General features: G+C 61.6%; 15 protein-coding genes and 4 tRNA genes. 5 read left to right on the forward strand and 14 right to left on the reverse strand.

Annotation, left to right across the window (positions count from 1 at the left end; all coding sequences use genetic code 11):
• Nucleotides 1–90 precede the first annotated feature (90 nt).
• From UC34_RS15000 to gudD, 3 genes are all read left to right on the forward strand, one after another.
• Nucleotides 91–1,821, forward strand: coding sequence for an ArnT family glycosyltransferase (locus tag UC34_RS15000; protein WP_044456173.1), 1,731 nt, complete (start codon nt 91–93; stop codon nt 1,819–1,821).
• A gap of 27 nt (nt 1,822–1,848) precedes the next feature.
• Nucleotides 1,849–3,201, forward strand: a complete 1,353-nt coding sequence (locus UC34_RS15005) for an MATE family efflux transporter (RefSeq protein ID WP_044456174.1) — start codon at nt 1,849–1,851, stop codon at nt 3,199–3,201.
• Between the two features lie 256 nt (nt 3,202–3,457).
• Nucleotides 3,458–4,786: a glucarate dehydratase gene (gene gudD / locus UC34_RS15010; RefSeq protein WP_157123203.1), complete on the forward strand. Its 1,329-nt coding sequence runs from the start codon at nt 3,458–3,460 to the stop codon at nt 4,784–4,786.
• Between the two features lie 262 nt (nt 4,787–5,048).
• On the opposite strand, the gene UC34_RS15015 is transcribed toward gudD, so the two are convergent.
• The 7 genes from UC34_RS15015 to UC34_RS15045 all read right to left on the reverse strand — a co-directional run bounded on the left by UC34_RS15015 (nt 5,049) and on the right by UC34_RS15045 (nt 10,183).
• Nucleotides 5,049–5,125, reverse strand: a tRNA-Asp gene (locus UC34_RS15015).
• Between the two features lie 99 nt (nt 5,126–5,224).
• Nucleotides 5,225–5,301: transfer RNA gene (locus UC34_RS15020), tRNA-Asp, on the reverse strand.
• Nucleotides 5,302–5,399: 98 nt separating this feature from the next.
• Nucleotides 5,400–5,475 (reverse strand) — tRNA-Glu (locus UC34_RS15025).
• Nucleotides 5,476–5,645: 170 nt separating this feature from the next.
• Nucleotides 5,646–5,721 (reverse strand) — tRNA-Ala (locus UC34_RS15030).
• Nucleotides 5,722–5,916: 195 nt separating this feature from the next.
• On the reverse strand, nt 5,917–8,073 hold the full coding sequence (pnp, locus tag UC34_RS15035) for a polyribonucleotide nucleotidyltransferase (protein WP_044456176.1): 2,157 nt from the start codon (nt 8,071–8,073) through the stop codon (nt 5,917–5,919).
• A gap of 335 nt (nt 8,074–8,408) precedes the next feature.
• Nucleotides 8,409–8,678 carry a 30S ribosomal protein S15 gene (gene rpsO, locus UC34_RS15040; RefSeq protein ID WP_044456177.1) on the reverse strand — a complete coding sequence of 90 codons (270 nt, stop codon included), beginning with the start codon at nt 8,676–8,678 and terminating at the stop codon, nt 8,409–8,411.
• A 284-nt stretch (nt 8,679–8,962) separates the two neighbouring features.
• A complete protein-coding gene (locus UC34_RS15045) occupies nt 8,963–10,183 on the reverse strand; it encodes a branched-chain amino acid ABC transporter substrate-binding protein (protein WP_052811076.1) in 1,221 nt (406 codons plus the stop codon).
• A 301-nt stretch (nt 10,184–10,484) separates the two neighbouring features.
• Between UC34_RS15045 and UC34_RS15050 the strand changes: the two genes are divergently transcribed.
• Nucleotides 10,485–11,012, forward strand: a complete 528-nt coding sequence (locus tag UC34_RS15050; RefSeq protein WP_052811303.1) for a hypothetical protein — start codon at nt 10,485–10,487, stop codon at nt 11,010–11,012.
• A gap of 331 nt (nt 11,013–11,343) precedes the next feature.
• The gene (locus tag UC34_RS15055; protein ID WP_044456179.1) at nt 11,344–11,577 is read left to right on the forward strand and encodes a DUF417 family protein; all 234 of its coding nucleotides are present in this window, start codon (nt 11,344–11,346) and stop codon (nt 11,575–11,577) included.
• Between the two features lie 127 nt (nt 11,578–11,704).
• Here the strand turns inward: UC34_RS15055 and UC34_RS15060 are convergent, their stop codons facing one another.
• The 7 genes from UC34_RS15060 to UC34_RS15090 all read right to left on the reverse strand — a co-directional run bounded on the left by UC34_RS15060 (nt 11,705) and on the right by UC34_RS15090 (nt 19,939).
• A complete protein-coding gene (locus UC34_RS15060) occupies nt 11,705–13,249 on the reverse strand; it encodes a 2-isopropylmalate synthase (protein ID WP_044456180.1) in 1,545 nt (514 codons plus the stop codon).
• Nucleotides 13,250–13,619: 370 nt separating this feature from the next.
• Nucleotides 13,620–14,102 carry a peptidoglycan-binding protein LysM gene (lysM, locus tag UC34_RS15065; RefSeq protein ID WP_044456181.1) on the reverse strand — a complete coding sequence of 161 codons (483 nt, stop codon included), beginning with the start codon at nt 14,100–14,102 and terminating at the stop codon, nt 13,620–13,622.
• Nucleotides 14,103–14,320: 218 nt separating this feature from the next.
• Nucleotides 14,321–15,196, reverse strand: a complete 876-nt coding sequence (gene pssA / locus UC34_RS15070; protein ID WP_044456182.1) for a CDP-diacylglycerol--serine O-phosphatidyltransferase — start codon at nt 15,194–15,196, stop codon at nt 14,321–14,323.
• Between the two features lie 219 nt (nt 15,197–15,415).
• On the reverse strand, nt 15,416–16,051 hold the full coding sequence (locus UC34_RS15075) for a phosphatidylserine decarboxylase (protein ID WP_044458230.1): 636 nt from the start codon (nt 16,049–16,051) through the stop codon (nt 15,416–15,418).
• 442 nt (nt 16,052–16,493) lie between these two features.
• Nucleotides 16,494–17,510 (reverse strand): ketol-acid reductoisomerase, encoded by a 1,017-nt coding sequence (ilvC, locus tag UC34_RS15080; protein WP_044456183.1) that lies wholly within the window; start codon nt 17,508–17,510, stop codon nt 16,494–16,496.
• 77 nt (nt 17,511–17,587) lie between these two features.
• Entirely contained in the window at nt 17,588–18,079 is a 492-nt protein-coding gene (ilvN, locus tag UC34_RS15085; RefSeq protein WP_039397629.1) for an acetolactate synthase small subunit, read from the reverse strand.
• Between the two features lie 90 nt (nt 18,080–18,169).
• Nucleotides 18,170–19,939 (reverse strand): acetolactate synthase 3 catalytic subunit, encoded by a 1,770-nt coding sequence (locus tag UC34_RS15090; protein ID WP_044456184.1) that lies wholly within the window; start codon nt 19,937–19,939, stop codon nt 18,170–18,172.
• Nucleotides 19,940–20,298 lie beyond the last annotated feature (359 nt).

Consider the following 20,298-nt stretch of genomic DNA (forward strand, 5'->3'; position numbering starts at 1 on the left):
GGCTTGACCGCGAGTTTGCCCGCGCGCCGATTCCGGCCCGCTCCTCAGTTTTCCCGATCCGGCCATCCCGCCGGTCCTGCCGTACTGCCTATGAAACGAGTTCGCATCACCGCCTCCGCCACCAGCGCGCTACCGCGTTCGCTGCTGATCGCCATTTGCGTCATTTATGTGCTGGCGGGGTTGTTTGGTCGCGACCCGTGGAAAAACGAAGACGCTGCCGGGTTCGGCATCATGTGGACGATGGCCCACGGCCATCTGGCAGACTGGCTGCTGCCGAACATTGCCGGCAAGCCGATTTACGACAACGGCCCGCTCGTGTCATGGCTGGGCGCGCTCGCCATCCGCGCCTTCTCGTGGCTCGATGCCCCCGACGCCGCACGCATCGTCACGGGTCTTTGCTTCTACATGACGTGCACGTTCATCTGGTACGGCACCTATCTGCTCGGCCGCCGCCCGGAAGTCCAACCGTTCAAATACGCCTTCGGCGGGGAGCCGGAACCCCGCGACTATGGCCGCACGCTGGCTGACGGCGCGCTGCTGATTCTGCTCGCCTGCTTCGGTCTGGCCGAGCGCGGTCACGAGACGACAGCCACCGTGGGGCAGCTCACGCTCATCTCGATGGCGATCTACGGCCTGGTGCGCAGCCTCGACAAGCCGCGCCAGGGCGCCGTGTGGTTCGGCCTCGCGCTGGGCGGCATGGCGCTCGCGTCGTCGCCATTGATGACGCTCTCGCTGTGGATCGCCGGCATCGTCGCAGCCGTCGTTTGCCGGGCGCTGCCGCTGCGCATGTTGTTGCTGGTCTCCACACCGATCACCCTGCTCATCGCCTGCGCCTGGCCGCTTGCCGCCCTCAAATTTGCCGACGGCGCGCGCCGCTGGCTCGGCGAATGGGCCGATATCGGCGTCGACGCGTTCAGTGGTCCGACACTCAACTCGCTTAGCTACATCGCCAAGAACCTGGCGCTGTTCGCCTGGCCGGCGTGGCCGCTCGCCGCCTGGTCGCTGTATTCGTGGCGCGGTATGCGACGCGCGCCGCACATCGCCATCTCGCTCGTCTTTGCCGTGACGCTGCTCGTGCTGATCGTGTTGCAGGCGCACCAGGGCAACCAGCTCTTCATGCTCGTGTTGCCTGCGCTGTCGATCATCGCCGCATTCGGCCTGCCCACCCTCAAACGCGGCACGGTCAACGCCATCGACTGGTTCGCCGTGCTCTCGTTTACCGTACTGGCCGGCTTCGTATGGATCGTGTGGCTGGCCGGCATCACAGGCTTTCCCGCCTCGACCGCGCGCAACCTGCGGCGTCTGGTACCGGGCTTTCAGCCGGAATTCAGCTGGATCACGCTGATCAGCGCCCTGATCGTCACCGGCGCATGGGTTGCACTCGTAGCGTGGCGCGTGTCGCGCAGCCCGAAGGTGCTGTGGCGCAGCGTGGTGCTCTCATCCGGCGGCACCACGCTCATGTGGGTGCTGCTCATGACGCTCTGGCTGCCGGTCGTGAACTACGGCAGAACGTATCGGGATGTGGCCGCGCAAATCACGGCGCATCTGCCGGTCGACTACACCTGCATCCGCACGGCACGGGTGGGCGACGCACAGCTCGCGTCGTTCGCCTACTTCGGCAACATGCGCTTCGGCTCGGCCGACGACGATTGCGACGTGCTGCTGCGTCAGGACTCTCAGGATTACAGCGAACCACTGTCGCTCGCCCCGTACGAGTGGCGACAGTTGTGGGAGGGCCGCCGTGCGGCTGACCGCGACGAGCGATTCCGCCTGTACGTGCTGCAAGAACGTCCGTGGCGGCGAGCAGCGCGCCCGCGCTGATCGCCGGCATACCCCACAATCCGCACCATGTGGCAAGACATCAAACGCATTGCCGCGCTCGCGTGGCCGGTCCTGGTGGGTCAACTCGCCGTCATCGCCTTCGGGGTGATGGACACGGCGATGGTCGGACGCGCCTCGGCGTTCGACCTCGCATCGCTCGCGCTCGGCGGTTCGATCTACATCACCGTGTATGTCGGCCTGATGGGCATTCTGGTCGCCCTCTCCCCCATCGCCGCGCAGTTGTACGGCGCGGGCGAGCGCTCGGCCATCGGCGAGGAAGTGCGCCAGACCTTCTGGCTGGCGCTGTTCCTCGCAATCCCCGGCTTTCTGGTGCTGTCGAACCCACAGTTCATCCTGCGACTGTCGCAAGCCACGCCGGAACTCGAAGCCCGCGCAAGCGCCTATCTGCACGTACTCGCCTACGGGTTGCCTGCAGCGATGTTGTTCCGTGTGTATTCGTCGCTTTCGACCGCCGTTGCGCAACCGCGCATCGTGATGGTCATTCAGGTGACAGGGCTCGCGCTCAAGGTGCCGCTTAATCTTGCACTGATTTACGGCGTCGAACGGCTCGGCATTCCGGCACTGGGCAGCACCGGCTGCGCCATCGCGACGACCGCCATCAACTGGGTGTCGTGCGCGCTGGGGCTCATGCTGATGGCGCGTCACCCGACGCTGCGCGAATTCGGCGTTTTCACGAAATTCTGCTGGCCGCAATGGCAGGCCATCCGTGCGCTGCTCAAACTCGGCGTGCCGATGGGGCTGAGTTACCTGATCGAAGTCACGGCGTACTCGTTCATGGCGATCTTCATCGCGCGCCTGGGCGACGTGACGCTCGCCGGGCATCAGATCGCCGCGAACCTCGGTGCGCTCATGTATATGCTGCCCATGTCGATCGGCATCGCGACGGCGACACTCACCGCGCAAGCCATCGGGTCACGCGACTTCAGTGCGGCGCAATTGGTCGGACGCCGAGGGGTCGAACTCGCGGGCACGCTGGGGCTGGTGATGGCCGCCGCGATGTGGTGCGGTCGTTCGCTGGTCCTTGCCGCTTACACGTCAGACCCATTGGTCGCCGCCGTCACGACGCCGCTGCTCGCCATCGTTGCGATCTATCACATCTTCGACGCCCTTCAGATCAACGCCGTCTTCGTGTTGCGCGCCTGGAAAGTGGCGGTCGTGCCGACCGTCATCTACGCGCTCTCGCTGTGGGGCGTCGGTCTTGGCGGCGGCTATGTGCTGGGCTTCGATGTCGGCGGACTCTCCCCCGCATGGCTACACGGGGCGACGGGCTTCTGGGCCGCCAACAGCGCGAGCGTGGCCGTGGCCGCGATCGGGTTGCTGCTTTACTTGCGCTGGGTCGTACACGTCAAAGCCCGTTGACGACGCCGTCAGCGAGATCGTTGGTCGATGAACCACACCAGCACGTTGTACGACAACAATGGTGGTTCACCGCGTCAGCCACTCCTGAGGTACATTCGATACGCCGCTTCGGCTTCCATCAGTATGTTCAAGGGCAGACGGGGTATACCCGCAAAGTCAAGGCGAAGAACTTTCCATAGAATGTTGTCTGACGACATACAACAATAGCCGTATGTCGCAACGATTGACTCCCCTTGGTCTGAATCCCTTCTCCGCCATGAGCCGAACCCCCATCGTCACCGAATTGCGCGTCGTTCCCGTCGCTGGCCGCGACAGCATGCTGCTGAATCTGAGCGGCGCCCACGCACCGTTCTTCACGCGTAACCTCGTCATTCTTCAGGACAGCGCCGGGCACGTCGGCGTTGGAGAAGTCCCTGGCGGAGAATCGATTCGCAACACGCTGGAAGACGCGCGCTCCTATGTCGTCGGGCAATCCGTGGCGAACGTTCAGGCGATTCTCGGGCAGACGCGTCGTGTGTTCGCCGAGCGCGACGCCGGCGGGCGCGGCCTGCAAACCTTCGACCTGCGCACAACGATCCACGCCGTCACCGCGCTTGAAGCTGCGCTGCTCGACCTGCTGGGGCAGCACCTCGAAGTCCCGGTCGCTGCGCTACTCGGCGAAGGCCAGCAGCGCAGCGAGGTCGCCATGCTGGGCTATCTGTTCTTCATCGGTGAGCGTCAGGCGACGGATCTGCCATATGCCGACAATCGGCACGCGCGCGACGACTGGGAACGCGTTCGCACCGAAGTCGCGATGACGCCCGACGCCGTGGTGCGCCTCGCCGAAGCCGCCCATGCGCGGTACGGCTTCCACGACTTCAAACTCAAAGGTGGCGTGCTGGACGGCGAAGCGGAAATCGAAGCCGTCACCGCACTTGCGAAACGCTTTCCGCAAGCGCGCGTCACGCTCGATCCGAACGGTGCCTGGTCGCTTGCGCAAGCGGTGCAGCTGTGTCGCGACAAGCATGATGTGCTGGCCTACGCAGAGGATCCCTGCGGTGCGGAGAACGGCTATTCGGGGCGCGAGATCATGGCGGAGTTTCGTCGCGCGACCGGACTACCGACCGCAACCAACATGATCGCGACGGATTGGCGGCAAATGGGCCACGCCATTCAACTGCAATCGGTCGACATTCCGCTGGCGGACCCGCACTTCTGGACCATGCAAGGATCCGTGCGTGTTGCCCAGATGTGCCACGACTGGGGCCTCACGTGGGGCTCCCATTCGAACAATCACTTCGATGTCTCGCTCGCCATGTTCACGCACGTTGCAGCAGCGGCGCCGGGCAGGATCACGGCCATCGATACGCACTGGATCTGGCAGGACGGCCAATACCTTACGAAGCACCCGCTGCAGATCGTTGGCGGCAACGTACAGGTGCCGACCTCACCCGGCCTCGGCGTCACGCTCGATATGGAAGCCGTCGAAGCTGCGCATGCGCTTTACCTCGAGCATGGACTCGGTGCGCGTGACGATAGCGTTGCCATGCAATACCTCGTTCCGAACTGGAAATTCGATCCGAAACGCCCTTGTCTCGTGCGTTAAGGAAGGGAATGCGGGGGCGTCTTCAGGCCCATTGCCGGACGCCCCGGCGTCGCTGATGCACCATGCGCGTGTTTTGCGAATTTTACGAAAAACACGCGAGAATGCCGCAAGGCAAATCAAGGCACGACGATGCGGAAAATATGAGGGATCGAAACGCCCGCGAAACCTCATTGCGAGGTGCCGGATACGGCGTAACGCGCCGACGAAAAGGCGCAACAAAGATAAAAAAAGCCCAGGCGGTTAAGCCTGGGCTTTCTTCGTTTGGCGGAGCGGACGGGGCTCGAACCCGCGACCCCCGGCGTGACAGGCCGGTATTCTAACCAACTGAACTACCGCTCCAAACTTGCTGCAGCATTGCGATGTCACACACTTTGCTTTCCTGCTCGTTGCCCGGCATTGCAGCGTTTTCACGCGCAGATCACCGAACTTCGTAGGTTTTGGCGGAGCGGACGGGGCTCGAACCCGCGACCCCCGGCGTGACAGGCCGGTATTCTAACCAACTGAACTACCGCTCCAAAACCGACAAAAAAACCCGCTTAACTTTCAGCGGGCTTTACGCCAAAAACTGCTTGGCATTTTCAAACTGATACCGACTCGCTACCGGCACCAATTCTGGCGTCCCCTAGGGGATTCGAACCCCTGTACTCACCGTGAAAGGGTGATGTCCTAGGCCTCTAGACGAAGGGGACAAAATCGTCAAAACTTTGTCTGTTTCGCTAACTGCTTACTGCATTTCGCGAAGAACGCCATTCTAAACAACATTTCTTCGCTTGTGAAGCTTTATTTTCAAGTTTTTTGCATCGTTTTTGCAAGAATCTTGCTCTTTCGACGCAGCCCGAAAATCAAGCTTCGGAATCCGTGGTGGAGGTAAGCGGGATCGAACCGCTGACCTCTTGCATGCCATGCAAGCGCTCTCCCAGCTGAGCTATACCCCCCGAACAGAGAAATGAGATTCTAATGACAAACCCATTTCCTGTAAATACCCTTCTCGCATTTTTTCCGCATTATTTTGCGAATCCGTGCGAACGATGAAAAAACGGCGACTCGAATGAGTCGCCGTTTCCGATCGTCGTCTTTGAGCGGCGGCAGTACGCATTCGCACCGCGCCGAATGACGTCACGACACTCGTCTTACTGAGCGTCGCCTTCGCGCTTGACGAGCAGCGAACCGCCCTGCTTCTCTTCGTCGGTCAACGCCTTGTGCGACAGACGCAGGCGACCCTTGTCGTCCTGCTGGATCACCTTCACGCGTACGGCCTGACCTTCCTTGACGTACTCGTTGATGTCCTTGATGCGCTCGTTGGCGATTTCCGAGATGTGCAGCAGGCCGTCCTTGCCCGGCAGCACCGAGACGATCGCGCCGAACTCGAGCAGCTTGAGCACGGTGCCGTCGTAGACCTGACCCACTTCGACTTCCACGGTGATCAGTTCGATACGGCGCTTCGCTTCCGCAATGCCTTCAGCGCTCGGGCTGGCGATGGTGACCACGCCGTCATCCGAGATGTCGATGCTCGTGCCGGTTTCTTCCGTCAGCGCGCGAATCACCGAACCGCCCTTGCCGATCACGTCGCGGATCTTTTCCGGGTTGATCTTGATGGTGACCATGCGCGGTGCGAATTCCGACAGCTCCGTGCGAACGCCCGACTGGGCTTCCGTCATCTTGCCAAGGATATGCAGACGGCCTTCCTTGGCTTGCGCCAGCGCGACCTGCATGATTTCCTTGGTGATGCCCTGGATCTTGATGTCCATCTGCAGTGCGGTCACGCCGTTGGACGTACCCGCCACCTTGAAGTCCATGTCGCCGAGGTGATCTTCGTCGCCGAGAATGTCGGTCAGCACGGCAAACTTGTTGCCTTCGAGGATCAGGCCCATGGCGATACCGGCGACCGGCGAGGTCAGCGGCACACCAGCGTCCATCATGGCGAGGCTACCGCCGCAGACCGAAGCCATCGACGACGAACCGTTCGATTCCGTGATTTCGGACACCACACGCACCGTGTAGCCGAAATCGTCGGCGCCCGGCAGGCATGCCACCAGGGCGCGCTTGGCCAGACGGCCGTGACCGATTTCGCGACGCTTGGGCGAACCCACGCGACCGGTTTCACCCGTCGAGAACGGCGGGAAGTTGTAGTGCAGCATGAAGCGGTCACGGTACTCGCCTTGCAGCGCGTCGATGATCTGCTCGTCGCTCTTGGTGCCCAGCGTGGCCACCACGAGTGCCTGCGTTTCACCACGCGTGAACAGGGCCGAACCGTGAGCGCGCGGCAGTACGCCGGTGCGGATCGTGATCGGACGCACGGTGCGCGTGTCGCGGCCATCGATACGCGGCTCGCCAGCCAGAATCTGGCTGCGCACGATCTTGGCTTCGAGGTCGAACAGAATATTGCCGACTTCGATTTCGTCCGGCGCCGCTTCGCCCTTGGCGGCAGCAGCTTCGGCCAGCTTGGCGATGACGTCCGTGCTCACGGCACGCAGTTGTTGCGTACGTGCTTGCTTTTCACGCGTCTGGTAAGCCGCACGCAGCGGACCTTCTGCCAGTTCGCTGACTTGCGCGATCAGCGCTTCGTTCTTGGCTGCCGGCGCCCAATCCCACTCAGCCTTGCCACCGTCACGCACCAGGTCGTGAATGGCGTTGATGGCCGTTTGCATTTGCTCGTGACCGAACACCACGGCGCCCAGCATCACGTCTTCCGGCAGCTCCTGCGCTTCCGATTCCACCATCAGCACCGCTTGTTCCGTACCGGCGACGACCAGGTCGAGCTTCGACTTGGCGATTTGTTCGCGCGACGGGTTCAGCACGTACTGGCTGTCGACATAGGCGACGCGAGCGGCACCGACCGGGCCGTTGAACGGCAGACCCGAGATGGCCAGGGCAGCCGAAGCACCGATGAGGGCCGGGATGTCGGCCGGCACTTCCGGGTTGAGCGACACGACTTGCACCACGACCTGGACTTCGTTGTAGAAGCCTTCCGGGAACAGCGGGCGAATCGGGCGATCGATCAGGCGCGACGTCAGCGTTTCGTTTTCCGACGGACGGCCTTCACGCTTGAAGAAGCCACCCGGGATCTTGCCGGCGGCGTAAGTCTTTTCCAGATAATCGACCGTCAGCGGGAAGAAATCCTGGCCAGCCTTGGCCTTCTTCGCGCCCACGACCGTGGCGAGCACCACGGTATCGTCCATGTCGACGAGCACGGCACCGGACGCCTGGCGAGCAATCTCACCCGTCTCCATGCGAACCGTGTTTTGTCCCCACTGGAAAGACTTCACGACTTTATTGAACATTTGCACTCCTATATCGAATCGCGCGAATGCAGCAGCGGCGCGATATCGCTGCCGGGGTGATCCCGACGCCTTACAGGGGGGAGTGTTATGCCATTCCAGCGTAGCCCGCACAAAAGGCACACAATTGCGCCCTTGAGACGACCCTGGAATGACACAAGCCCTGCTTGCCGACGAGGCCCCGTAAATCGGAAAAACCGGAGAAAACCGGTCGGTCCGCCCAGCCCATCGAGGCCAGGCGAATGGCCCGATCGACGCCTTCAGGACATCAATCAGGTACCGCCCAAAAACAAAATGCCTGCATCAGCACGCTGATACAGGCATCTCGTCGCAATCGCAATCGCTTACTTACGCAGGCCCAGCTTCTCGATCAGGGCGCGATAGCGGTCTGCATCCTTGCCCTTGAGGTAGTCGAGCAGCTTACGACGACGGCTCACCATGCGCAGCAGACCGCGGCGGCTGTGGTGATCCTTCATGTGTGCCTTGAAGTGCGGGGTCAGTTCGTTGATGCGCGTGGTGAGCAGCGCAACCTGAACTTCGGGGGAGCCGGTGTCATTTGCGGCGCGGGCGAATTGCGCCACGACTTCCGACTTCTTGATATCTGCGTTCGACATTTTCTTTCCTTTGGATACACGCGGTCACGGAAGAATGGCCGTGCCGTGAACTTACAAAAACATGTACGTTGCCGTACATAAACAAAACTGCAAGTGCGCGATTATACGGGAACTGGCCTTCTACTGCCACTTTTTTCCACGCTGTGCCGCAATACACGGACCGAAATGGTCGGTCGAAACCTCAAAAATCGGCAAATATCGAGAATAATCCGCCGAAATCGCGCGGATTATCTCGAAATTCAAGACCAATCCACCCATCAACCGACGCTATGACCAGCGTAACGTCAGCGCTGGCGCGCCATGCGACAGGTACTGGGTAAAGCGACCTTGTTCGCCGGCAACTCCATCACGGTCCGGAAACCGTACCCCGAGCCTTCGTTGTCGAATTTCACATTCGGCTCGCCCGCGCGGCGCATCACGGAGACATACAGCGGCTCGATCATCTGGTGATCGTTGGCACGCATCCACGCATCGGCCGGCGCTTCGCGCACCCGGCGATTCTCGAGCGCACGCGCCACCGTTGTCACATCCGTCGTACCTGCCTGCTCGAGCGCGGAGGCAATCATGTCGATCATCACGCTCATGCGCAGCAGCGGATAGTCGTCTCGCGCCTCGGGGTAGCGCGCGCGAAACGCCTTGTAATAGGCGTCCGACGCCTCGCCACCCACATTCGGGTGCCACTCCGCCACAGCGTACACGCGCCCGACGCCGGCGTCGCCGAGCGCCGCCGGGGCGCCCAGCGCATTGCCGTAGAAGGTGTAGAACTTGAGTTCCATGCCCTGCTCTCTCGCCGCCTTCACGAGCAACGTCAGATCGTTGCCCCAACTGCCGGTCACGACCGTATCCGCTCCCGAGGCGCGAATGCGCGCCAGATACGGCGTGAAATCCTTCACCCGGCCGACCGGGCTGAACTGTTCGCCGACGATCTGCACGTCGGGGCGCTTCGCACCGATCATCTGTCGCGCGAGTCCGGCAACCTGACGCCCGAAACTGTAATCCTGATTGAGCAGGTAGATCTTTTGAATGCTGTCGTCTTGCCGGATGGCCTCACTCAGCGCCTGCATGCGCATCGCCGCATTGGCGTCGAACGCGAAATGCCAGAAGCTGCATTGCTCGTTGGTCAGCGCCGTATCGACGGCCGAATAGTTGAAAAACAGCATGCGCTGGCCCGGTTCACGCGCATTTCGCTTGTTGATGGCATCGATCAGCGCCGAGGCCACGGCCGAACTGTTGCCCTGAAGGACAAAAGGAATGCCGAGATCGCCTGCCGCCTTGAGTTGCACGAGGCTGTCCTCGACAGCGCCCTTGCTATCGAAGACCGTCAATTCCATTGGATGCGCGCCATCGCGCAACTTCACACCGCCACGTGCGTTCACGCGATCGATCGCGAACCGCAGATTGCGTTCGACCATGGCGCCTGCGTTACCGAATGGCCCACTCATGCCTTCGATGAGCGCGAGGCGAATCGGCGGGGCCGCATGTGCCACACCAACGACGGCGAGCATGCCGAAAGTACAAAGGACAGTGCAAATTCGCGAAAGCAAGGCTTGAGATTTCATCGAGGCCTCAGTAGTGTCTCGGCGCGCATCATAACGCCCGCGCCCCGGTGCGGCAAGCCAGCACGCCCCACGAAGCGCAACGGCGGCGGTATCCTACCGAAAAGCGACAGTCTTCCCTTCTCGCGCAATGTTTGCGGCATTTCCCATCATCACGAGGCCCACCATGACGTATCGTTCTCAATCGCGCCCGGATACTTTTGAAGCGTCGGCGCAAAGTCAGCCCAGCCGCAGCGGGACTGCCCGGTTCATGCAAGCATCACACCGGATCGCACGGGCGCCGGCACGCTGGCTGGCGGTCGGCGCGCTGACGTTGACGCTGACGGCGTGCTACACGGCGCCGTGGCAGACGCTACCGCCCATGGCGTCGCAAGCCGAAGTGCAGGCGCGGCTGGGCAAACCGAAAGAGGTGTACCCGTTGGCGCCGGGCGTCACGCGCTGGCTCTACCCGACGAAGCCGTTCGGGGAGGAAACGATCGCTGCCGACTTCGATGCGCAGGGCCGCTTGCTGGCGATGACACAGGTGCTCTCCACGCAGGAATTCAATAAGGTCGAAATCGACAAATGGACGAAAACCGACGTGCTCCATCACTTTGGCGAACCGGTCGAGACTTCGGCATTTCCGTTGATGAAACGCGAAGTCTGGACTTACCGCTTCAAGCAGGACGACGTGTGGTTCTCGATGATGAACTTCTACTTCGACCCTGATGGCGTCGTCAAAACCACGCAAATCAGCCCGGACCCGTTGCACGAGAAGCGGGATAACAATTTGTTCTGAGCACAGGAGCGCCTTATTTCCGCGAATTCGCATTGGGACGCCACGTACCTTGTCCATCTTCGTCGCGATCTGCTGCGATTCGCCCGACGCTGGGCCAACGCCTTCGGGTGCGCGTCCATCTGCTGCGCTGTTCCGGATGCCGCGCCGATCGACAAGATGGCAAAAACCATGTCGCCAGCGGTCTCGATGACGAAGCCTGCCCATCGGCCCCAGTCTTTCCTCGACGCGACGTTCCGCGGCCGGTAAGCCAGTCGCTTGCTTCATCTCGACGCTCGGCCGAACTCGCGCGCGAATCGTTGGCACCGTCCCGCGAACGCGTTCGGCCCCGGCGATGGCGTACACCGGCCTTTGGCGCATTCGGCTGGCAGGCAGTCTGGGCGTAGCCGTCATGCTTCTCGTCACGTTATCGTTCATCCTGACGACGCCCAATCCGGGTGGTGGCGCTTTCGGCTTTCTGATCAAGGATCTTGTGCTTCTGGGTGTCGCCTTGCTCGTCGCGGCACGCACGTTCGCGCGGGGGCTCGAGCAACGTCTTCACGGTCCAGGCCATTTCGCGCTGCGGTAACAAAAACGCCCGCCCCTGACGAACAGGGTGCGGGCGCTTCGTGGCGCTTCGTGACGCTTCGTGTGCAATCGCACTACCGCACTATCAACGAGACATCAACGAGACATCGCAGCGAAATCCCGCACGATCACGGCGTGAGTTGCGGGTTCAGCTTCTCGGCCTTCGAATACAGCTTGTTAAGTGCCGACAGGTAGGCCTTGGCCGACGCCGCGACGATGTCCGGGTCCGTACCCACGCCGTTCACGATGCGACCCGCCTTGGACAGACGCACGGTCACTTCGCCTTGCGACTGCGTGCCGGTCGTGATCGCGTTGACCGAGTACAGCAATTGCTCCGCGCCGCTCTTCACCTGTGACTCGATGGCGTTGAGCACCGCATCGACCGGGCCGTTGCCGTCGGACTCACCCACGAGTTCCTTGCCCTGTGCAGTAAACACCACGCGCGCGCTCGGACGCTCGCCGGTCTCGGAGTGCTGCGCCATCGACACGAGGTAGAAATGCTCGCCGCCTTCGGCCTGCGCTTCGTTCGAGACGATCGCCAGAATGTCCTCGTCGAAAATCTCGGCCTTCTGGTCGGCGAGTTCCTTGAAGCGGGCGAACGCGGCGTTCACGTCCTGCTCCGACTCCATCTCGATACCGAGCTCCTGCAAGCGCTGCTTGAACGCGTTACGGCCCGAGAGCTTGCCCAGCACGATCTTGTTGGCGGTCCAGCCCACGTCTTCCGCTCGCATGATCTCGTACGTGTCGCGCGCCTTGAGCACGCCGTCCTGGTGAATCCCGGAGGCGTGCGCGAAAGCATTCGCGCCCACGACGGCCTTGTTCGGCTGCACGTTGAAGCCGGTGATTTGCGAAACGAGCTTCGAGGCCGGCACGATCTGCGTCGTATCGATGCCAAGATCGAGGCCGAAGTAGTCCTTTCGGGTCTTGAGCGCCATCACGACTTCTTCGAGCGACGTGTTGCCCGCGCGCTCGCCAAGCCCGTTGATCGTGCATTCGATCTGACGCGCACCACCCAGTTGCACCCCGGCAAGCGAGTTTGCCACCGCCATGCCCAGATCGTTATGGCAGTGCACCGACCAGACGGCCTTGTCCGAGTTCGGCACGCGCTCACGCAGGGTACGCACCAGTTGTCCGTAAAGTTCCGGCACGCCGTAGCCCACCGTATCGGCCACGTTGATGGTCGTTGCTCCTTCGTCGATCACGGCTTCGAGCACGCGACAAAGGAAGTCCAGGTCGGAGCGGCTGCCGTCTTCCGGGGAGAACTCGATGTTGTCCGTGAACTGGCGCGCATAACGCACGGCCAGCTTCGCCTGCTCGAACACCTGATCCGGCGTCATGCGCAGCTTCTTCTCCATGTGCAGCGGCGACGTGGCGATGAAGGTGTGAATACGCGACGAATTCGCCCCCTTGAGGGCTTCGGCGGCACGGGCGATGTCGCGGTCGTTGGCGCGCGCAAGCGAGCAGACCGTGCTGTCCTTGACGATGCCGGCAATGGCCTGAATCGCTTCGAAATCGCCATTCGAGCTGGCAGCGAAACCCGCTTCGATGACATCCACGCGCAGACGCTCCAGTTGGCGGGCGATGCGGATCTTCTCGTCGCGTGTCATCGACGCGCCCGGCGACTGCTCACCGTCGCGCAGGGTCGTGTCGAAAATGATCAGCTTGTCAGCCATGTTTTGCTCCTGTGGGGATCTCGAAGGGGTCGGTTTGTTCTTGATGTCCGGCGGCGGCGCCTGCGCAGGCCGAAGCCCTCGCGGCCATGGCCGACGGCGGCGGGCAACTACCGGAGGGGAATCAGCGCGCGACGCGCGCAGGCATGACCGGCCCGAAGGTGGAGAAACGGCATGGCGTTGGCGGTGCGAGAGGAAGGCCCGGTGCCGGGATGGCGCCTGAAATCATGAGCGCCAATATAGTCGCAATTGGGCGTTTTCGCAACGCGGGGGAGCGGCGGCGAAGCCCGTGGCCATGGGCCTCGGGGCGTGCCGACGCCGAAACGAAACAGCCCGGCGCGAGGCCGGGCTGACGGTCGTCCAGGGCGTCTCGTTACAGCGGCGGAATCCGCAACTTCTGGCCCGGGTAAATCTTGTCCGGACTGGAGAGCATGGGCTTGTTGGCTTCGAAGATAGCGTTGTACTTGTTGGCGTCGCCGTACTCGGCCTTCGAGATTGCGGAGAGCGTGTCGCCCGACTTGACGGTGTAGTACTTCGCCTCCGCCGACGCCGTCGACACCGACATCTTGTCGTCCACACTCACGACACCCTTGACGTTGCCGCAGCACAGCAACACCTTTTCCTTGGTCGCCTGGTCTGCGGCCACACCGTAGGCGGTCACCGTGCGCGTCGCGCCGTCGAATTCGACATTCAGCGCAGTCACATCCAGATTTTGCGTCTTGATGTAATTTTCAATGGCCTCACCTGCCGCACGGTTGGCCGCATCAGCGTCAGGGCCGGGTGCCGGTGGTTCTGCCGCCTGCGCTTTACCCAGCAGTGCTTCGCCTGCCTCTTTCACGAAGTCCAGAATGCCCATGATTTCTCCTTCGTCACGTCGAACTACGGAAACAGCGCCGGAGTCGGCCAGATCGACCTTGCCCAACTCGGGCCGTAAGGGATACTTCGGGGTTACTTTGGGGGTACTTCGATGCCTGCCATCTCCAAGAGTAGAACATCCCGACGACGACATGCCTGACAACTCTGACAGGCGGATGTGGCAGGGGGCGTGTCAGGACGCCCCCCGTTGAAACTCACTTATTCGTCGACTTCGCCGAAAATCCGCTGCCGACGCCCCTTCACGAAACGAATCGCCCACAGCACATAGCCGGACATGCTGTACACACAGAACATGCCGAACAGCGCGAGCGGCGGGTCGGACGACACCAGGATGAAGCCCACCATGAACAGCAACACCACACCGAACGACACGCGCTGGCGCACGTCGAGCGCCTTGCCGCTGTAGAACGGCGCATTCGAGACCATCGACATCCCGGCGTAGATCGTCAGGAAAAATGCCACCCACGGCATCCAGTAGACGTTCACCGGCAGTTTGTTATCGATCGTAATCCACACGAATCCGGCGATCAGCGCCGCCGCAGCCGGACTGGCCAACCCTTGGAAGAAGCGCTTGTCGACCACGCCGATATTGGCGTTGAAGCGCGCCAGACGCAGTGCCGCCCCCGCCACATACACGAAAGCCGCCAGCCAGCCCCATTTGCCGATCTCGTGCAGAATCCATTCGTACATCACCAGCGCCGGCGCCACGCCGAACGAAGTCATGTCGGACAGAGAATCGTACTGCTCGCCAAAGGCGCTCTGCGTGTTGGTCATGCGGGCGACGCGCCCGTCCATGCCGTCGAGCACCATCGCGAAGAAGATCGCAATGGCAGCCTGCTCGAAGCGGTCGTTCATCGCCTGCACGATGGCGAAAAAGCCGCAGAACAGCGCAGCGGTCGTGAATGCGTTGGGCAGCAGATAAATGCCGCGATTGCGCGGGCGTACCGGCACGTCGTCGTCCACACTCGGGTCGTGGTCTTCGTTCATCGATGACTCTGAGGGATGCTTGTGACGGCCGAAGGGCGAGAGATGCCTGACATTGTTGCGCAAGCGGCCGCGATGGTTTTCCGGCATCTATAACTCCTTGACGATGCTAGGGTCGGTTCACAGACCCCAAGCCTGCGGGCGGACCCGCGACGGATCACCGCTATTGGAACGCGAAAAGCGAAAGCAGTTGCAAGCCGCGTCGTCCCGACAGGACAGGAAGTGACGACTTGGAGACCTACGACCGTTGTCGTCAAGTCGCCACCTCGCCCCCCCCTCGCGCGCGGCTCCGATGCAAGTTCGAGTGGCTTACAGCTCGGCGAGAATCGTCGAGGTGGCCGACACCTTGTCGCCGATGGCCACGCGCGGGCGCGAGCCGAGCGGCAGGTACACGTCCACCCGCGAACCGAAACGGATGAAGCCGTAGCGCTGACCGCGCGTGACGCGATCGCCCGCCTTGACGTAGCACAGAATGCGACGCGCAATCAGACCAGCGACCTGCACGCTCGTCACGATCTGGCCGCCCACATCGATCACCAGGGCATTGCGTTCGTTTTCGAGCGATGCCTTGTCCAGATCGGCGTTGAAGAAACGACCCGGGAAATATTCCACCTTGGTCACCGTGCCGTCAACAGGGGCACGATTCGAGTGAACATTGAAGACGTTCATGAACACGCTGATCTTCAGTGCTTCACGGCCTGCGTAGGGATCCTGCGTGGTTTCGATGGCCACGATGCGCCCATCTGCCGGGGAGAGCACGGCGCCGGCCTGTTGCGGCACTTCGCGCGGCGGGTCACGGAAGAATTGCAGTACGAACAGGGCGATCACCCAGAACGGCGCGGCCCAAAACACGCCGGCCACAAAATGCACGACGAGCGCGACGGCGACGGCGATACCCAGGAAGGGCCAGCCCTCGCGGGCAATGATCGGGTGAGGATAATTCATGCGATTGAACTCGCGTCCTTGGTAAAACGGTTGAGTGAGCGGGTTGGCCTGCATTGGACCAAACCGTGACGTGGCGGCATTGTAGCAATGCGCGCGACGTGGCGACACCTTTTCCCCAATCGACACGCTCGCGTCACTGTGCCGAGACGGGGAAAAATCGGTGAATGGCGTCGCGCAAACGCCCCTGAGGCAACCTCGGCGCCGCGCACGAGCGACAATGCGGAAATGCGGCGAGCGCGATCCGAACGCCGAACGGCAAACGAAAAGGCCGTCCGCCTTGCCGTCACCCCATTGGCGACGGCAAAACGGACGGCCCGAAGCAACGGTTCACGCGTAACAGGATCACATGTCGCCATGCGCCCCAGCCCGCCATCACCGTGTGCCCCCGCTGCGTGTGGTCCGACACTGCCGGACGCACGCACCGGGCGGCACGTCATGCGGCTTAGTTCTTCGACTGGTCGACCAGCTTGTTCTTGGCGATCCACGGCATCATCGCGCGCAGCTTGCCACCCACTTCTTCGATCTGGTGCTCGGCCGTCAGACGACGACGCGAGATCAGGGTCGGGGCGCCGGCCTTGTTTTCCAGCAGGAACGACTTGGCGTATTCGCCGGTCTGGATGTCCTTCAGGCACTGCTTCATGGCCTTCTTCGTCTCTTCCGTCACGACGCGCGGGCCAGTGACGTACTCGCCGTATTCGGCGTTGTTCGAGATCGAGTAGTTCATGTTGGCGATACCGCCTTCATAGATCAGGTCGACGATCAGCTTGAGTTCGTGCAGGCACTCGAAGTAAGCCATTTCCGGTGCGTAGCCCGCTTCCACCAGCGTTTCGAAACCGGCCTTGATCAGCTCGACGGTACCGCCGCACAGCACGGCTTGTTCGCCGAACAGGTCGGTTTCCGTCTCTTCGCGGAAGTTGGTTTCGATGATGCCGGCACGGCCGCCGCCGTTAGCGGCAGCGTACGACAGCGCGATGTCGCGCGCGGCGCCCGACTTGTCCTGCGCCACGGCGATCAGGTGCGGCACGCCGCCACCTTGCGAGTACGTCGAGCGCACCGTGTGGCCCGGGGCCTTCGGGGCGATCATGATGACGTCGAGGTCGGCGCGCGGGATCACGGCGCCGTAGTGCACGTTGAAGCCGTGTGCGAAGGCCAGGGCGGCGCCTTCCTTGATGTTGGCGTGAACTTCGTTCTTGTACACGTCGGCGATTTGCTCATCCGGCAGCAGCATCATGACGATGTCGGCCGACTTCACGGCTTCCGCCACTTCCTTGGTGTTCAGGCCAGCATTGACCGCCTTGTTCCACGAAGCGCCGTTCTTGCGCAGACCAACCGTCACGTTCACGCCGCTGTCCTTCAGGTTCTGGGCGTGGGCGTGGCCTTGCGAGCCGTAACCGATGATCGTGACTTGCTTGCCCTTGATGAGGGAGAGGTCGGCGTCTTTGTCGTAGAAAACTTTCATTTGGAGTGTCCCGTATTACCAAAAATAAACTGAAATCAGAATGGATCGAAATCCGCTTACCGCGTTGCCGTTGCCGGTCAGACCTTCAGGATGCGCTCACCGCGCCCGATGCCCGAGCCACCGGTACGAACCGTCTCGAGAATCGCCGTCTGGTCGAGCCCTTCGATGAATGCGTCGAGTTTCGACGAATTTCCGGTGAGCTCGATCGTATAGGTCTTTTCCGTAACGTCAATGATGCGGCCGCGGAAAATATCCGACATCCGCTTCATCTCTTCCCGCTCCTTGCCCACCGCGCGAACCTTGATGAGCATGAGCTCGCGCTCGATGTGCGCGCCCTCGGTCAGATCCACCACCTTCACCACTTCGATGAGTCGGTTCAGGTGCTTGGTGATCTGCTCGATCACGTCATCGGAGCCAGTCGTGACCACCGTCATGCGTGAGAGCGACCGATCTTCGGTCGGCGCAACGGTAAGGGTCTCGATATTGTAGCCACGTGCCGAGAACAGCCCGACCACGCGCGACAGCGCGCCCGGCTCGTTCTCGAGCAAAACAGAAATAATGTGCCTCATGGTGTATCCCGGATTGTCCTGGTTTGGGACGCCGCGCCCGCACGCCGGTCGAACCGGCAGCCGCTGGCAGCGCGAACGCGCCTCGTCGTCTTACAGATCTTCCGAACCGAGCAGCATCTCGCTGATGCCCTTGCCCGCCTGGACCATCGGCCAGACGTTTTCGGTGGGATCCGTTTGGAAATCCATGAATACCGTACGATCCTTCAGCGCCAGGGCTTCGCGCAGTGCCGGCTCGACGTCCGACGACTTCTCGATGCGCATGCCCACGTGACCGTACGCCTCGGCGAGCTTCACGAAGTCCGGCAGCGCGTCCATGTACGAACTGGAGTAACGCTTGCTGTATTCGATCTGCTGCCACTGGCGAACCATGCCCAGATAGCGGTTGTTGAGCGACAGGATCTTGACCGGCGTGCGGTATTGCAGACACGTCGAGAGTTCCTGGATACACATCTGGATCGAGCCTTCGCCGGTGATACAGGCGACTTCGGCATCCGGATGCGCCATCTTCACGCCCATGGCGGCCGGCAGGCCAAAACCCATCGTGCCCAGACCGCCCGAGTTGATCCAGCGGCGAGGTTTGTTGAAGCGATAGTACTGAGCGGCCCACATCTGATGCTGACCGACGTCCGAGCACACGAAGGCTTCGCCGTCCGTGAGCTTCCAGTACGTCTCGACCACATGCTGGGGCTTGATGATCTCGCTCTCGCGATCGAACGCGAGGCAATCGCGCGAACGCCATTGCTCGATCTGCTTCCACCAGTCGGCAAGCGCCGCAGCGTCCGGACCATGCTCGGCCGTTTGCAGATTCTCGATCATCTCGCGCAGCACTTCCTTCACGTCGCCGACGATCGGAATGTCGACCTTCACACGCTTGGAAATCGACGACGGATCGATATCGATGTGAATAATCTTGCGAGCGTTCGAGGAGAAGTGTTCCGGGTTACCGATCACGCGGTCGTCGAAGCGTGCACCGATAGCGATGAGCACGTCGCAGTGCTGCATGGCCATGTTGGCTTCGTACGTGCCGTGCATGCCCAGCATGCCGAGGAACTTGGGATCGCTCGCGCGATACCCGCCCAGGCCCATGAGCGTATTGGTCACCGGATAGCCGAGCAGATCGCAGAACTGGTTCAGTTCCTTCGATGCGTCAGCCAGAATGATGCCGCCACCGGTATAGATATAGGGACGCTTGGCCGAGAGCAGCAGGCTCATCGCCTTGCGGATCTGGCCCGAGTGGCCCTTCGTTACCGGGTTGTACGAGCGCAGCGCCACCGACTTCGGATACTCGAAGCGGCAACGCGCCTTGGAAACGTCCTTCGGAATATCGACCAGCACCGGGCCCGGACGGCCCGTTTTGGCAATGTAGAAGGCTTTCTTGATCGTGGCGGCGAGATCGCGCACATCCTTCACGAGGAAGTTGTGCTTCACGCACGGACGGGTAATGCCGACCGTGTCGCATTCCTGAAAGGCGTCCTGACCGATCGCGGCCGTGGGCACCTGCCCGGTGATGATGACGAGCGGAATCGAATCCATGTACGCCGTGGCAATCCCGGTGACCGCGTTGGTCACGCCCGGGCCAGACGTCACGAGGCACACACCCACCTTGTCGGTGGAACGCGAATAAGCGTCGGCCGCGTGCACGGCTGCCTGCTCATGGCGCACCAGAATGTGCTGGATCTTGTCCTGCTTGTAGAGTTCGTCGTAGATGTAGAGAACCGAACCGCCGGGATAACCCCACAGATGTTCGACCCCTTCTTCCTGAAGCGAGCGCACGAGGATCTCGGCGCCAATCATGTCTTCGGAAGTATTTTGGTGGCGTGTAGCTTCCGCCTCGGAGAATTCCGCGCTTGGCATGTTCATCGTCGACCTTTCAAAGTTTCGGCAAAAATTTTGATCGGGTGCTCTCCCCACGAACTTGTGGTCCGGGCTCAAGCTGCGCGTCTGAATGATGGACCCACCGGATAGGTGTGCCGATATTGAGACAATCACAGATATTGCGAACTGGCAACATTACTGGTTTGCAGCAAAATGGTCAAGCATGTTTATGCATTTGCAGCACGATCGCGAAGTGCCCTTCGCAAAATTCCCACACCTGCGGCATACCGTCCCATGCTGGTGCACAATCTTCACACGATAGGAATCTGACGAACTTCCCTCCGTGGGAATCGTCAAGCCATGGCACGCGACAAAACGCGACATTACCGACAGCAAAAGCGGTT

The organism is Pandoraea vervacti, assembly GCF_000934605.2.
Taxonomy (GTDB): Bacteria; Pseudomonadota; Gammaproteobacteria; order Burkholderiales; family Burkholderiaceae; genus Pandoraea; species Pandoraea vervacti.